At 60.2% G+C, this 13466-nt stretch carries 10 protein-coding genes; 2 read left to right on the top strand and 8 right to left on the bottom strand.

Annotated elements, in window-relative coordinates:
- The first annotated feature begins 81 nt into the window (after window positions 1-81).
- On the top strand, window positions 82-789 hold the full coding sequence (locus tag AC2FGB_RS06560) for a lysophospholipid acyltransferase family protein (RefSeq protein WP_496688816.1): 708 nt from the start codon (window positions 82-84) through the stop codon (window positions 787-789).
- On the opposite strand, the gene AC2FGB_RS06555 is transcribed toward AC2FGB_RS06560, so the two are convergent.
- The 5 genes from AC2FGB_RS06555 to AC2FGB_RS06535 all read right to left on the bottom strand — a co-directional run bounded on the left by AC2FGB_RS06555 (window position 786) and on the right by AC2FGB_RS06535 (window position 7962).
- Window positions 786-1031 (bottom strand): MoaD/ThiS family protein, encoded by a 246-nt coding sequence (locus AC2FGB_RS06555; protein WP_142635798.1) that lies wholly within the window; start codon window positions 1029-1031, stop codon window positions 786-788. The two genes, AC2FGB_RS06560 and AC2FGB_RS06555, sit on opposite strands and share 4 nt — an antisense overlap.
- Entirely contained in the window at window positions 1024-3279 is a 2256-nt protein-coding gene (locus AC2FGB_RS06550) for a xanthine dehydrogenase family protein molybdopterin-binding subunit (protein ID WP_496676366.1), read from the bottom strand. Before AC2FGB_RS06550 ends, AC2FGB_RS06555 begins: the two co-directional genes overlap by 8 nt.
- Window positions 3279-3758 carry a (2Fe-2S)-binding protein gene (locus AC2FGB_RS06545; protein WP_142635794.1) on the bottom strand — a complete coding sequence of 160 codons (480 nt, stop codon included), beginning with the start codon at window positions 3756-3758 and terminating at the stop codon, window positions 3279-3281. The genes AC2FGB_RS06550 and AC2FGB_RS06545 overlap by 1 nt, the downstream gene beginning before the upstream one ends.
- On the bottom strand, window positions 3755-4621 hold the full coding sequence (locus AC2FGB_RS06540) for an FAD binding domain-containing protein (protein WP_142635792.1): 867 nt from the start codon (window positions 4619-4621) through the stop codon (window positions 3755-3757). The genes AC2FGB_RS06545 and AC2FGB_RS06540 overlap by 4 nt, the downstream gene beginning before the upstream one ends.
- Window positions 4622-4749: 128 nt before the next feature.
- Window positions 4750-7962: a reductive dehalogenase gene (locus AC2FGB_RS06535; RefSeq protein WP_496693647.1), complete on the bottom strand. Its 3213-nt coding sequence runs from the start codon at window positions 7960-7962 to the stop codon at window positions 4750-4752.
- Window positions 7963-8038: 76 nt separating this feature from the next.
- Between AC2FGB_RS06535 and AC2FGB_RS06530 the strand changes: the two genes are divergently transcribed.
- A complete protein-coding gene (locus tag AC2FGB_RS06530) occupies window positions 8039-8944 on the top strand; it encodes a LysR family transcriptional regulator (protein WP_496688822.1) in 906 nt (301 codons plus the stop codon).
- Here the strand turns inward: AC2FGB_RS06530 and AC2FGB_RS06525 are convergent.
- From AC2FGB_RS06525 to AC2FGB_RS06515, 3 genes are read right to left on the bottom strand one after another with little or no spacing between them, the layout of a single operon-like run.
- The gene (locus AC2FGB_RS06525; protein WP_496688824.1) at window positions 8931-10199 is read right to left on the bottom strand and encodes an NAD(P)/FAD-dependent oxidoreductase; all 1269 of its coding nucleotides are present in this window, start codon (window positions 10197-10199) and stop codon (window positions 8931-8933) included. The two genes, AC2FGB_RS06530 and AC2FGB_RS06525, sit on opposite strands and share 14 nt — an antisense overlap.
- A gap of 41 nt (window positions 10200-10240) precedes the next feature.
- Window positions 10241-11275, bottom strand: coding sequence for an ACP S-malonyltransferase (locus AC2FGB_RS06520; protein WP_496693646.1), 1035 nt, complete (start codon window positions 11273-11275; stop codon window positions 10241-10243).
- On the bottom strand, window positions 11272-13464 hold the full coding sequence (locus AC2FGB_RS06515; RefSeq protein ID WP_496693645.1) for a dehydrogenase E1 component subunit alpha/beta: 2193 nt from the start codon (window positions 13462-13464) through the stop codon (window positions 11272-11274). The genes AC2FGB_RS06520 and AC2FGB_RS06515 overlap by 4 nt, the downstream gene beginning before the upstream one ends.
- Between the last annotated feature and the right edge of the window lie 2 nt (window positions 13465-13466).

The following is a 13466-nucleotide window of genomic DNA, read 5'->3' as shown; positions in this document are numbered from 1 at the left end:
CAGTTATGCGCACGACAAACAAGTTGCGTATGGCGTTGAGTTCTATAAGACACGGTTTGATCAATATGAGGGTCACCATTAGTGAGTATCCGCAAGAAAATCGCCGATAGCGAGGCCGTCCTGAATTGGACCGCCCGCCGCATCGCGAGCTATATTCGGATGGTTAACCGCAACACCCAATGGCAACGCATCGGCTATGAAGAGCTGGACCAACTGGCCGATCAGGGCGAGCCGGTCATCGTTGTCCTTTGGCATCAGCGACTGGCACAATCGCCCTATTTCTTTCCGTTGGATAAGGGGCGTATCTGCTCGATCACATCCTCGGCACGCGCTGGCAGCATGGTTGGTCGGGTGCAGAAACTGTTCGGCATGGACACCATCGCCATGACCAGCAAAAACGCCAACAACATCGCGGTGTCACGCGAAGTGATCGGCAAGATCAAGCGCGGCATTTCCATCGGGATCGCTGCTGACGGCCCGCGCGGCCCGGAACGGGTGCTGTCGACCGTGCCTCTGGTCTGGGCCCGCACCTCGGGCAAGCGGGTCTTCGGGATCACCTTTTCCGCTCGCCACGGCAGCGAGGCCGGAACCTGGGACCGCCTGCTGATGCCACGCCCTTGGCGCAATCAGGGCGTCTTTTTGTGCCGGGAATGGACCGAAAACGTTCCCCGCAAGGCCAGTGAAGAAGAACTCGAGGCCCTTCGCCTCAGCCTTGAGGCGCATATGAACGACATCACCGCCGAAGCAGACAGGATGGTCGGGCGCGAACCTTGGTCTCCCCAAGGCTAACCGCCGCGCAGCCTTTGCATCAGATAGACTTCGCTGCCCTCGGGGATCGGTTCAGTCAGCCCGCTGGCGATCACGCGCCCGTTGATTGAGATAGATACACCGGCATCAATCGGTGCCTGAAGCTGCGGATGAACCCGCGCAAGTTCCCGCAGCAGCTCGCCGGTGGTTTTGGCCTCGACCTCGACCACCTGTTGACCCCCGGTCAGAGACCGGAGGCCGGACCAAAGGTGGACCTCAACCATTGTCCTTGAGCGCCGCCAAAATGCGCGGCGGTGACATTGGCAGTTGCTTCATCCGCACTCCTGCAGCGTTCGAAACCGCGTTGGCGATGGCTGCCAGCGGCGGCACAATGCCGGTTTCACCCACACCACGCACCCCAAACGGGTGGCCGGGGTTGGGAACTTCGACGATCACCGTATCGATCATCGGCAAGTCGCTGGCGACCGGGATACGATAATCGAGGAAGATCGAGTTCTGCAGACGACCATCCTCGCCATAGACATATTCCTCGTTCAGCGCCCAACCGATGCCCTGCGCCGCGCCACCCTGATACTGGCCTTCCACATAGGTCGGGTGGATCGCCTTTCCGGCGTCTTGAATGACCGTATAGCGGGTGATGCTGGTCTTGCCGGTTTCCGGGTCGACCTCGGCATCGACGATATGTGTGCCGAATGACACGCCTGCGCCTTCCGGGGTCGCTTCGAAATGGCCCGAGATCGGACCACCGGTCGCACCCATATCGGCGGTGATATCGGCCAGCGGCATCGGATCGAAATCGCCCGCATTGGGGCCCGAGGGCACCGCGCAGCCGTTTTCCCATTTCACCGCATCTACCGAGATGCCCCACTTGGCCGCCGCGCGTTCGCTCAGCTTTTCAACCGCATGCCGGGCCGCCTTGATCGTGGCCAGCCCTGAGGCATAAGTCACGCGCGAGCCGTGCGAAACGTCGTTATAGCCGAGTGTTGCCGTGTCCGCGATGGTTACGCGAATATTCTCGTAGGGAATGCCCAACACCTCGGCTGCCATCAGCGCCATCGACGCGCGCGAACCGCCGATATCGGGCGTGCCGACCATCAGCTGGGCCGAACCATCCTCGGACAGGGCCAGCGACACGGATGTCTCGCCCCCGTGATTGAACCAGAATCCACAGGATATCCCACGCCCCTGCCCTGGTTTCAGTGGCGCAGAATAGTGCGGATGCGCCTTGGCGGCCTCAAGCGTTTCGACCAGACCGATGCGTTCGTAGCGCGGGCCATAGCTGGCCTTGGTACCTTCGTAGGCGGCGTTTTTCAGGCGCACATCCACGGGGTCCAGCCCCAGCTTCTTGCACAGCTCGTCAATCACCGATTCAACCGCAAACGCCCCCATCGGCGCGCCGGGCGCGCGATAGGCGGCCTGTTTCGGGCGGTTGGCCATGACATCATAGCCCACCTGCTTGACGTTAGTCAGGTTATAAGGAGCAAAGGCACACATGGCCGTCATATCACCCGGCGCGCCGGGGAAGGCCCCACCCTGCAGGCGGAACACGCCTTGCGCTGCGGTGATCGTGCCGTCATTCTTCATCCCGATCTTGATATCCATCGACGCGGAGGCCGTCGGACCGGTGGCCCGGAATACCTCGGATCGGGTCATCACCAGCTTGACCGGGCGGTTGGCCTTGCGGCTCAGCGCCAGCGCGACCGGCTCGATGAATACGGTTGTCTTGCCACCAAAGCCGCCGCCAATCTCGGACGCCGTCACCCGCAGTTGCGATGTTTCGATCCCCAGCAAAGCCGCACAGGTTTTCTGCGCGATCCAGTGCCCTTGGGTGGTGCACCACAGCTCACCCTTGCCGTCATTTCCCAGCGTCGCCAAACAGGCATGAGGTTCGATATAGCCCTGATGGGTTGCCTCGGTGACGAAGCTGTCTTCAACAACCAGATCCGCTTCGGCAAAACCGACCTCGACATCGCCATGCCCGCTTTCGTGATAGCGCACGACGTTCGGGTGCATCCCTTCGGGCACGGAATAGTCCGCCGCCCCCTCGCGTATAACCGGAGCGTCCGGGGCCATCGCTTTGTCGACATCGGTCACATGGGGCAGCACCTCATATTCGACCTCAATCAGTTTGAGTGCGTCACGAGCCGACAGCGCCGAAGTTGCCGCAATAGCTGCCACCGCGTGGCCGTCATACAGGGCCTTCTCGCCTGCCATAACGTTTTCCAGCACGTTCCAGAACTCACCTTCAAGACCGGGCTTAAACGGCACCTCAGCGAAATCGTCACGGGTCACAACGGCTTTGACGTCTTTATGCGCTTGGGCCTTGGAGGTGTCGATCTTTACGATCCGCGCATGGGCATGGGGCGAGCGCAGAATAGCCCCGTGCAACATGCCCGGTGCGGTGGCGTCAGCACCAAATTTCGCGCGCCCCGTGACCTTGTCCAGCCCGTCAGGGCGGTTCGGTCGGGTGCCAACGAAAGTGAATTCAGATTTGCGATCGTCGAGTGCCATTACGAAGCCTCCCGCAGTTCAGCCGCTGTATCCATCACGGCGCGAATGATCTTGTCATACCCGGTGCAGCGGCAGAGATTACCAGCCAACCAATACCGTGTCTCTTCCTCGGTCGGGTTCGGGTTCTTTTCCAGCAACGATTTGGCCGCGACCAGAATACCGGGGGTGCAGATACCGCATTGAAGAGCAGCATATTCAATCATCTTCTTCTGCAGCGGATGCAGAACGTCCCCGTCTGCAATACCTTCGACCGTCTCGATCTGTTTACCCTCTGCTTCGATCCCAAGCATCAGGCAGGAACAAACCAAACGGCCATCGACAGTTACCGAGCAGGCACCGCAATCGCCGGTGCCGCAGCCTTCTTTCGCACCGGTAAGGTTCAGCTTGTCGCGCAGACAGTCCAGCAGGGTCTCGCGTGGGTCACACAGGTATTCGACCGTGTCACCATTGACGGTGGTGGATACGTGGAACTTGCTCATGCTTGCTCTCCCTTGGCGCGGGCATAGGCGATTTTCGCGGCGCGTTTGGCCAGAACCCCGGCCACTTCTGTACGGAATGCGATCGTGCCGCGCTTGTCGTCGATCGGGTTACAGGCAGTAGATGCGGCAGCGGCAAGCGCGTCCAATGCAGCATCGTCAAGGGTGCTGCCCATGATCGCCTTGGCGCAGTCTTCGACAAGTAGAACAGTCGGAGCCACAGCGCCCAGCGACACGCGGACCTCGGTGATGGTATCCCCGTCCAGACGGAGATTTACACCTACGCCAACCACCGCAATATCCATCTCGGTCCTTGGGATGAACCGCAGATAGGCATCACCTCCGTTTTCGCCGCGTGCAGGAATATTGACCGCCGAGATCAGTTCACCCTTGGCCAAGGACGTTCTGCCCGGGCCGGTCGGAATATCTTCGACGGCAACCTCACGTGTGCCACTTGGTCCGGTGACTGTCACGGTCACGCCCGCTGCCACCATGGCTGGCACCGAATCCGCCGCAGGCGAGCCATTGCACAGGTTGCCAGTCAGCGTCGCCCGCCCCTGCACCTGAGTCGATCCGATCAAATCCATCGCTTCGACCACGCCGGGCCAGTCGAGGCCCAACCCAGGATGTTCGCTCATTTCCGCACCTGTCGCCGCCACGCCCAGCGTCCAGCTGCCGTCAGCATTGCGGGTGATATCGCTTACGCCATTGATTTTCTTGATGTCTATCAATGTATCAGGCGTCACCAATTCCGAGCGCAACTGCACCAGAACATCGGTGCCACCGGCAAGAAACCGTGTAACGCCTTTTGCATTTTCTGCCAGAGCCGACGCCTCGGCAAAGCTGGCAGGGCTGTGATAATCCATGATTTTACCTCGCGCCTGTTGGTCAGGATCCACTGGGGTTCGCAGGGACGTTAATGCAGCAACACACTGGCGTCCATGGCAAGAACGACCTATTTTTCGATCCCGAAATGACGTTTCCAGACCTCGGATCAGAGGTCGATCTCGACCACCCCGTCCGGGTCCGCAGCACGGCTTTGGCACAGGATGATTGCGCCTTCGCGCTGCTTGTTCGACAGCACGAAATCCCTATGCTCGATTTCACCCGAAATCACACCGCATTTACAGACGCCGCAAATTCCGTCCGAACATTTCACATCGACCTGAATTCCGGCTTCGTTCAGCACCTGCGCCGCGTGTTTGTCGGCGGGAACCTGCAGCTCTCGCCCCGATTTGACCAGTTTCAGCGTGAAAGAATGGTTCTCATATTCGGGCTGCTCGGGAACGGAGAAATACTCCAGATGCCGCGCCTCGTCTGGGAACCCCTGACGTTCCGCTGCCTGCATCACGCCTTCCATGTACCGATCCGGGCCGCAGGTATAGACGTGCCAACCTGCCTGATATCCCGACAGGATTGACTGTAAATCAGCGCGCGTACCTTCGTCCGAGAAATGATAGTGCACGTGATCGGCCCAGGGCATTGCGGCCAGATCGTCCAGATACCCCGCCCCGGCGCGGGTACTGGCCGAGTAATGCAGGTCAAAGGGTTTGCCCAGACTGTGCAGGCGGTGGGCAAAGGCGATCATCGGCGTGATGCCGATCCCGCCGCCCATCAGGAATGTCCTGGTGGCGGTCTCATCCAGTTCGAAATGGTTGATGGGTTTCGAGATGAAAACCTTGCGCCCTTCGGTAAAAATCCGGTGCAACAGGGCCGAGCCGCCCCGCCCCTCATCCTCGCGCAAGACACCGATCTGATAGGTCGCTGCGTTCGCCGGATTGCCGGACATTGAATATTGCCGCAGGAACTCTGGCGCGACCAGCACGTCCAGATGAGCCCCTGCCGTCCAGAGGGGGAGCGGCGCGCCATCCAGCGTCGCAAACTCATATTTGGTCACATCATCGGTCATCCGGTCGACCTTGCTCAACTCGACCCGCATGACGGGAGCATCCCCGGCGATCGTATAGCTGTGAACAACAGACATGTCCCCGGCGGCCTTGCGTGCCTTGTACTCCTCTGCCGTGACCATCGCTTCATAAGCTGCAATCCCGGCTTCGCGGTCCATGGCAAAAGGATAGGGCCAGGGATGCGGGGCCAGATAGGCGGGATAGACCGCCAGCGTCTGATCCTCATATTTCAGGGCAAGGTCCGTCTGCAGGTTGCGCCGGTTCAGCGGATGCTGGGTCGGGCGATACGCTCCGTCGGGCTGCAATTCGATATCCCACCACCATTTCTTGGTGTCGTTCAAGCCACCATTGCCCACCGCATCGTCCAGTTTCGCCAGCGCTGGCGCAGCTTGGGGGAAGTTCATCGCGGCCCAGCGGAAGGGACGTTCCTTGAAGATGCCTTCCAGATTCCATGGGCAGGTTTTCATGCACCGCCCGCACATCGCACCACCCGATGTTGTTACACGGTAAGTTGCGCATTTCTGGCTGTCGGATTTCCAGATTTCATAGCCGTTGAACATCAGTTTTGGCCCGGCGGTGATCGCCCCCGAAGGGCATTCTCGCGCGCATTTGTTGCAGCTTTCACAAAAACTCTGCAGTCCGAAATCTATCGGCTTGTCATGAACCAGAGGCATATCTGTTGTGACCGCACCGGATTTCAGACGCGGGCCCAGATAGGGGTTCAGGATGACCTCGCCAATCCGGCTGACCTCTCCCAGTCCCGACAACAGCAAAAGCGGAGGCTGCAGCACCTCGCCATCCATCACCGTATGGGCCTTTGCCTTGTACCCAAGGTTGCGGATCTGCTGTGCAACGACCCCACCCAAAAGCGAGAACCGCAGATAGGCGCGCATGGATTGGGCCACTGCAATCCAGTCGTCACCACTGGACCCTTCCATGGTCTCGTAACCCTGATCAATGATCATGCTGATGGCTTGATCATGCGGCGGCGTGATCTCTTCTCCGGCGGCATCATGTGAATACCACGCCCAATCGGGGCACCGGCTGAGACCGACGGCATCCGCACCCAGAAAATAGGTCGCGGCCTTGATATTGGCGGCGTTCCGGGCGGCATCTGTCGGCGGCGCTGTCTCGGCGCTGTCGCCATCCTGCAGCAGAACAAACGCGCCCAGCGCGCGCCGTTGCGCGAAACTGGGGGCCGCCTTGCGCACATAATGCCCACCCTTGGCGGCGTCCTGCAGAGTCTTACCCATGTCGCCGAATTGCGCCCGTGCAAACATGTCGGCCCGTTTGGGGACGCGGGCGACGTTTTCTTCATCAATGTAGGTGGTCGGCGTTTCGACGCGCTTGAGCTTTTCGAACGGATGCGCCCCATCCACATAACGGCGCTTAGCATAGGGGTCGCGGTTCAGCGCATTCTTGGCAAAACCCGACCCCAACCACCATGCCGGACCTTGCGTACGAAACCACGGTTGTTGAGCCATCGGACACAGCGGCTTGTCATGCGTGATCTGCAGCTCGGTCGTTACCACGGCCAACCCGAACCGGGTCCCAAGCCACGGGGCAACAAGTTGTCCACCTTCGGCCGAGGCCAATCCCGCGGCGACCGCCAGTTTGCCCAGATCAACATCCGACGACATCGCCGTATGCGCCCGTGCATCAAAGCCAAGCAATCGGATGTAGTTGGCAATCACCACCGCATTCTCGGTTGCCAACAAACAAGCGCGATGATCCTGCGCATCCACGATCCAATCGGTTCCGGGCTCGGACAGGTCCGGGTCTCGGTTGTGTTCGTACAGAAACACGATTGCATGGCGGTGGCTGTCGATTGGCTTTGGCGCAGCCTCGATACTGTCCTTCAAATCCGCCATGATGACATCAATGCCCGAGGCCAGCGTCTTGGTTTGCCGTGTCCTCAGGGCATCAGCCAGCCGGTCTATATCAGGGTTGCGGCGCGGCTCGGGCAACAGTGCTTCGGGCGGCAGTGGTCCGCACCCAATCATCGACGCATCGTTGAAATAACCAAAGGCTTTCAGATGGTTGGCGCGCGCATTCGGATCTGACGGGATATCGCCCATTGCCGGGTTCACCAACCCGTCGCGGATCGCATCCATCATCGCCTGAAACTCACCCATCGCATTGACGATGCTGTGGGGCTGATCGGGGCGGCGAAAACTAAGATCGCCCATAGGCGGCACCTGTGACAGGTCCGGCATTGTGTCTTGCCGCGCCAACCGCTCTAGCGGGTAGCCGCCCATATGAACTGGCCTGTTCCGGTCTGAAAAGAAACGGATTCCCATAGCGTGCCTCCCCTAGCCCGTCTGACCCTTAATGCCCGGTAGACAGCAAAACCATTCATACTTAATCATAAATAATATGAATAAAAATGATTTTACTGATTTGGACGGCAAAGTCCTGCGGGTCTTTCTGACAATACTCGAGGAAAGCTCGGTCTCGAAAGCAGCGGATCGGCTGGGGGTCACGCAATCGGCAATCAGCCACACGCTGTCCAAACTGCGGCAGGTGCTGGGCGATCCGTTGTTTGTACGTTCAGGTCAGGGCCTGACCCCGACCGAACGTGCCTTGTCCCTGAAGGACCCTATTCAAACGGTGCTGGACGGGATGCGTGCCTTGACTGACGGTCGCCCCTTTGACCCGTTATCCGAACAGATCGACATTCGCATCGCCACAAATGACATGCCACGCGAAGTGATATTCCCAAGGCTGTTGCGCGACACACGCGCCGAGGGTGCACGGCTACGGTTGGAGTTCATCCCATCGGGCGTTCCCGATCCGGACCTGTTGCGCAGCGACCGGTGTCAGTTGATGGTCACCCCTCTGCCACCGGATGGGCCGGACATTTACCAGAAACGGCTGCTCGAAAGCCCGCTGATGATGTTTTATGATGCCGGCCATTGCACCCCGCCAAACAGTTGGCAGACCTACTGCGAGAGCGACCATATCGAGGTTCGCTTTTCCGATGGCCGCAACACCCGTGCCGTCATGCGGGGCGTTGATCAAAGCCAGATCAGGGCACCGGTTGTGACTCTGCCCCATTTCAACGCGATACCGGCCTTTGTGCGGGGCAGCTCGTTGATCTCGACCGATACCGCCTTGATGAGACAAGGTCCTCTGGCCGGGTTGGACTGTGCGCATTTGCCCTTCGAATGCACCCCGGTTCCGCTTTACATGGTCTGGCACCAAAGGTCGGCCAATGACCCGGCGCATCGTTGGCTGCGCAGAAGGATCGAAGCCATAGCAGCTGACATCAGCGCGCCTTGATCAAATGGGTCAGTGCAGCACCGGTTTCAAAGTAGGCGTGACGCAGGCGGGTCCAGCGTTCAGTATGTTCCGCCACAGCGGGAACTGGCAGCAACGCCGGATCCCCTGCCAAAAGGCTCTCAGCCGCCATACGGCCAAACACCGTGCCCGGCCCGATACCCCGGCCTGAATAGCCATGGATCGAAACCGCATCCGGTCCGATCCGGGTGATCTTGGGAATGTGGTCCGAGGTCATCGCAATGCGGCCATGCCATCCCTGCTGCAAGGGTTGATCCGCAAGCTGAGGATAAAGCTCTGACAGTTTGCGCTTGATCCATCCGGTGTGCGCGGCGCTGCCCGCATGTTCTAGATTGCCCATTGCGCCGAGGATAAAGCGCCCGTCGTGATCCATTCGGAAAGAGGTCATGATCAGGCCGGTATCCCAACATCCTTCGGCTCCGGGAAGAATACTCGCGCGCAGATTGTCGGACAACGGCGCAGTAGTGAATTGAAAATACGAGACAGGAACATAGGCCGGTGCCGTATCGGGCAGGTTCCGATGATACGCGTTGGTGGCCTGGATCACTGATTTGGCGCGCACCGTGGCCTGCGGGGTTTCCAACAGCCACTGGCCATCGACATGGCGCATCGTCATCACTGGGCTGTGCGTGTGAACGCGTGCCCCGGTTGCGGCAGCCGCGCGGGCCAGACCACGCACATATGCCATCGGCTGGATCGTTCCGGCGCGCGGGTCGAACAGAGCTCCACGAAAGGTGGCGCTGCCCGTGCGCTGGTACGTCTTGTCCGACGACAGCAACTCGACCGGAGCGCCTGCCTGACGCAACTGTGCATGGCGTATTTTCAAATCAGCAAGACCAGAGCCAGAATGCGCACAATGCAACGTGCCCTTGCGCATCGGCTCGCACTCGATCCCATGTGTCTGGATCACGCTGAATACTTCACTTGGGGCCGCCGCAAGGATTTCGATCAGACGCGTTCCGTCCGCATCCCCCAGATGGGCGCAAATGTCAGCAGGGCGCACCCAGAGTCCGGCATTGACCAGCCCCACATTGCGCCCGGATCCCCCATGCCCGATCTCCTGTGCCTCCAAGACACAGACCGAGGCTCCGGCCCGTGCGGCCGTCAAAGCCGCGGAACAGCCAGTATAACCGCCGCCGATCACCGCAAGGTCCACAGACAAATCGCTGGTCAGCGGGGCGCTCTCCACATGCTCGCGGCAGGTGTTTAGCCAAAGGGATTGATCGTAGTCGCTCAATGCGGTCTCCTTGCGGTGTCAAAAACCATTAGGACGCGGGATCAGGTCGTCGCAAGAGCCCTTTGATCCTCACGCCCCATCGCGATCAGGAAAGGCCGCGCCTTTTGCTGCGACTGAAACGCTGCCCGATCGCACATCCCCTGCCACCCGGCCAGAACCAGCGATTGCGCAACGGCACCGCCCAAAGTCGCTCCGGGGCCTGTCACGATGAACAGGTCAGGCGCGAATTCGCACGCGGCGGTCTGGATTGCGCGGGTGAAGTCATAGGCAGCGGTCACCTGATGTCCCAGGGTGTAATCCCACAGTGCCTGCGTGTCCGTCGCACCCGGCCACCAGATTTTGCCACGCCCGTCGATCAGAGGCCGGTCAGGCTGTTTGAACAGCTCCGCACCAAGTTGCGTGCGCCCTTCCGCAGCCACCGGAGCTTGAAGGTGGGTGTGAAATGCGGCGTGATTTGCCAACCTCATGGGGAACCTGTCTTGCACACTCGGCCACGATGCCTCGAACGCTCGCAAGCCCTCTTCGTTGCCCGCCAGAACCAGCATTCCACCCAGATCAATCGACAATGCCAGAACCTGACCGTCCTGCGCGTTGATCCGCGCCACATCGGCCAGCAATTCAGCCTTACGCTGTGGGTCATCCGCCCAGCTATTGTCTGTGAATGGGTATACGAGCTGCCCACCAATTAGGTGGTCCTGCATCAACGTCCCCATTGTATTCACCACACGAAAGCCATCCTCAGGCGACACCGCGCCTCCGGCGGCGAGGGCGATGTACCAGCCCATCGAGTTGCCGGTGACAGCCACCACTTCAATGTCATCGGCCAGCACCTGAGCATCAGCCAAAGAGGCCGCATAAATCAGGGGTGAGGCCACATCACCGCGCGAGTACTTACTGACCGTGAACCGATCAGCACCGTCCAGCGCCGTGACTGCCGCTTGCCCCGCATTGGCGCGGATGGCGTCAAACCCGCCAATCATCTGCATCCGGTTTGCGTGATGACGGTGCAAATACCCCAGCTCGGCCTTGTTATAGGTGCCCCGACCCGGGCAGATCACAACGGCGGTACGGGTCATGAGCGGTTTCCAGTCAGATTGAGCGCAGCGGCGACAATATTATCCTTTGACGGCAATGGCGCAGCATATGCAGGCCCGGTCGCGATAAAGCTGTCTTCTGCCACTACCCGGGCGATTGGGGTGTCGGGGCTTTCTTCGACGAAGAAAGTTGTCAGCGCCTCTGACTGGCTTCCGGTCCGGCGGCATTCGTCAACGACCAGAATATGCGCACAGGTTTTGCTGGCCTCGCGCAACGCTTCTGCAGGTAATGGAGCCAACCATCGCATGTCGATAATCCGGGTTCGGATCCCTGCGGCCTCAAGTTCGGGCAAGGCTTGCCGCGACAGGTAGTGGCCGTTGCCATAGGTCACAATCGCCAGATCGGTGCCGTCCCCCTGTACCCCGACCTCGCCCAGGCGGATGCTGCGATCCGGCGAAGGATAGGTCGTCATCCATCCGGCATCCTGCGCCTGATGAAGGTCGCGCATCGGATAAAGCGCAATGGGTTCCAAGAATGCCACGACGCGTTGTTCTTCGCGCGCCAGCCTTACGCATTCGCGCAGCATCTGCACCGCGTCCGAACCGGTCGAGGGGCAGGCAATGATCACACCGGGAATATCGCGCAGAACGGCCAGAGAGTTGTCGTTGTGGAAATGCCCTCCAAACCCCTTCTGATATCCCAGCCCCGCGATCCGCAGGACCATCGGGTTGGTGAATTGCCCGTTCGAGAAAAACGGCAAGGTCGCGGCCTCGCCCCTGATCTGGTCCTCGGCATTGTGCAAATAGGCAAGAAACTGAATTTCAGGGATCGGGACAAAGCCGTTATGCCCCATACCGATGGCCAGCCCCAGAATGGACTGTTCGTCCAACAGCGTGTCGATCACCCGATCCGGGCCGAACCGCTGTTGCAGCTTTTGGGTCACGCCATAGACGCCACCCTTGCGTCCCACATCTTCGCCCATACACACGATCTCGGCGTGTTCCAGCATCAGATCGGTCAGTGCCCAGTTGATCAGACGACTCATCGGCTGGGGATCGTCCATCGCGCGCATGTCGCCGCCAAAAGCGGCTGCACGGGCCTCGGCCCCCGGACCATTGGTGGGTTTGCAGGTGCGTTTTGGTGGGATCAAGCTGGCCATGACTTCGGACGCGGTGGTCAGATGCGGGCGGGTCACGGCCTCTGCCGCGATCCTGTCGGTGCGGGCGCAGGTATCCTGATATATCTTCAGCGCCTGATCCGACGATAGCGCCCCGGCCTGTTCCAACAGCCGCACCGAATGCAGCAGCGGATCATTTGCCTCATCAGCTTCGACTTCGGATTTCGCCATATAGGTCGTCGGGACGTCCGCCCCCGCATGGCCATAAAGCCGAACGGTTCTTAGATGCAGGAAAGCCGGTTTGCGCCGAGTGCGCACGTATTCCGCTGCCTCTTTCGCAACCGCATAGGTTTCGAAAATATCCAAACCGTTGGCCTGAAAATATTTGATCCCCGGCCGGTGCTGCATCGACGCTTGAACCCATCCCTTTGGCGTTCTGACCGAGATACCGATCCCATTATCCTCACAGACGAACAACAGGGGCAAAGGGGTCGACTGTACGCTGGTCCACCCCGCCGTATTGATCGCCCCCTGCGCAGTCGAGTGGTTGGCCGATGCGTCCCCGAAGGAACACATGGCGATCCCGTCGGCAGGCAGTTCGCGATGGTCGGGCGGGTGCCGCCGTGCCGCGCCAAGCGAATAGGCCGCACCCACAGCTTTGGGCAGATGACTGGCGATGGTCGAGGTCTGCGGCGGGATCATCAGCGCCTTTGAGCCCAGTACCTTGTGCCGACCACCCGAGATCGGGTCCTCTTTCGAGCAGGCGAAACTCAGCAACATATCCCAGGCGATTTGCTGGCCCGGCACTTGTTCGGAACGTGCGATCTGAAAGGCGGCATCCCGGTAGTGCAGAAACGCGATATCCGTGGGCCGCAGCGCGTGGGCGACAGCCGCCATGCCTTCGTGGCCGGACGAGCCGATCGTGTAGAACCCCTGCCCCGCCTTCTGCATCGCGCGGCTGGTCCGGTCCAACGCCCGGCTGAGAACCTGCGACCGGTACAGCGACACCGCCTCGGTATTGCTAAGTCCGGGGCGCGGGGCTGCGCCGTCAGGCAGGTGGCCTTGCGCCACACGTGTCAGGAAATTCTCATGAACGATCTGAGCGCGATCCATGG

Source organism: Ruegeria sp. CDSC021 (assembly GCF_059610845.1).
The sequence above is the reverse complement of the archived record's forward strand: the minus strand, read 5'-3'. Positions and strand labels throughout refer to the sequence as shown.

Bases quoted from the DNA above. Each gene is read 5' to 3' on its own strand.
- AC2FGB_RS06515 (WP_496693645.1), bottom strand. From the start codon at position 13,464: ATGGATCGCGCTCAGATCGTTCATGAGAATTTCCTGACACGTGTGGCG.
- AC2FGB_RS06550 (WP_496676366.1), bottom strand. From the start codon at position 3,279: ATGGCACTCGACGATCGCAAATCTGAATTCACTTTCGTTGGCACCCGA.
- AC2FGB_RS06555 (WP_142635798.1), bottom strand. From the start codon at position 1,031: ATGGTTGAGGTCCACCTTTGGTCCGGCCTCCGGTCTCTGACCGGGGGT.
- AC2FGB_RS06545 (WP_142635794.1), bottom strand. From the start codon at position 3,758: ATGAGCAAGTTCCACGTATCCACCACCGTCAATGGTGACACGGTCGAA.
- AC2FGB_RS06530 (WP_496688822.1), top strand. From the start codon at position 8,039: ATGAATAAAAATGATTTTACTGATTTGGACGGCAAAGTCCTGCGGGTC.
- AC2FGB_RS06520 (WP_496693646.1), bottom strand. From the start codon at position 11,275: ATGACCCGTACCGCCGTTGTGATCTGCCCGGGTCGGGGCACCTATAAC.
- AC2FGB_RS06535 (WP_496693647.1), bottom strand. From the start codon at position 7,962: ATGGGAATCCGTTTCTTTTCAGACCGGAACAGGCCAGTTCATATGGGC.
- AC2FGB_RS06540 (WP_142635792.1), bottom strand. From the start codon at position 4,621: ATGGATTATCACAGCCCTGCCAGCTTTGCCGAGGCGTCGGCTCTGGCA.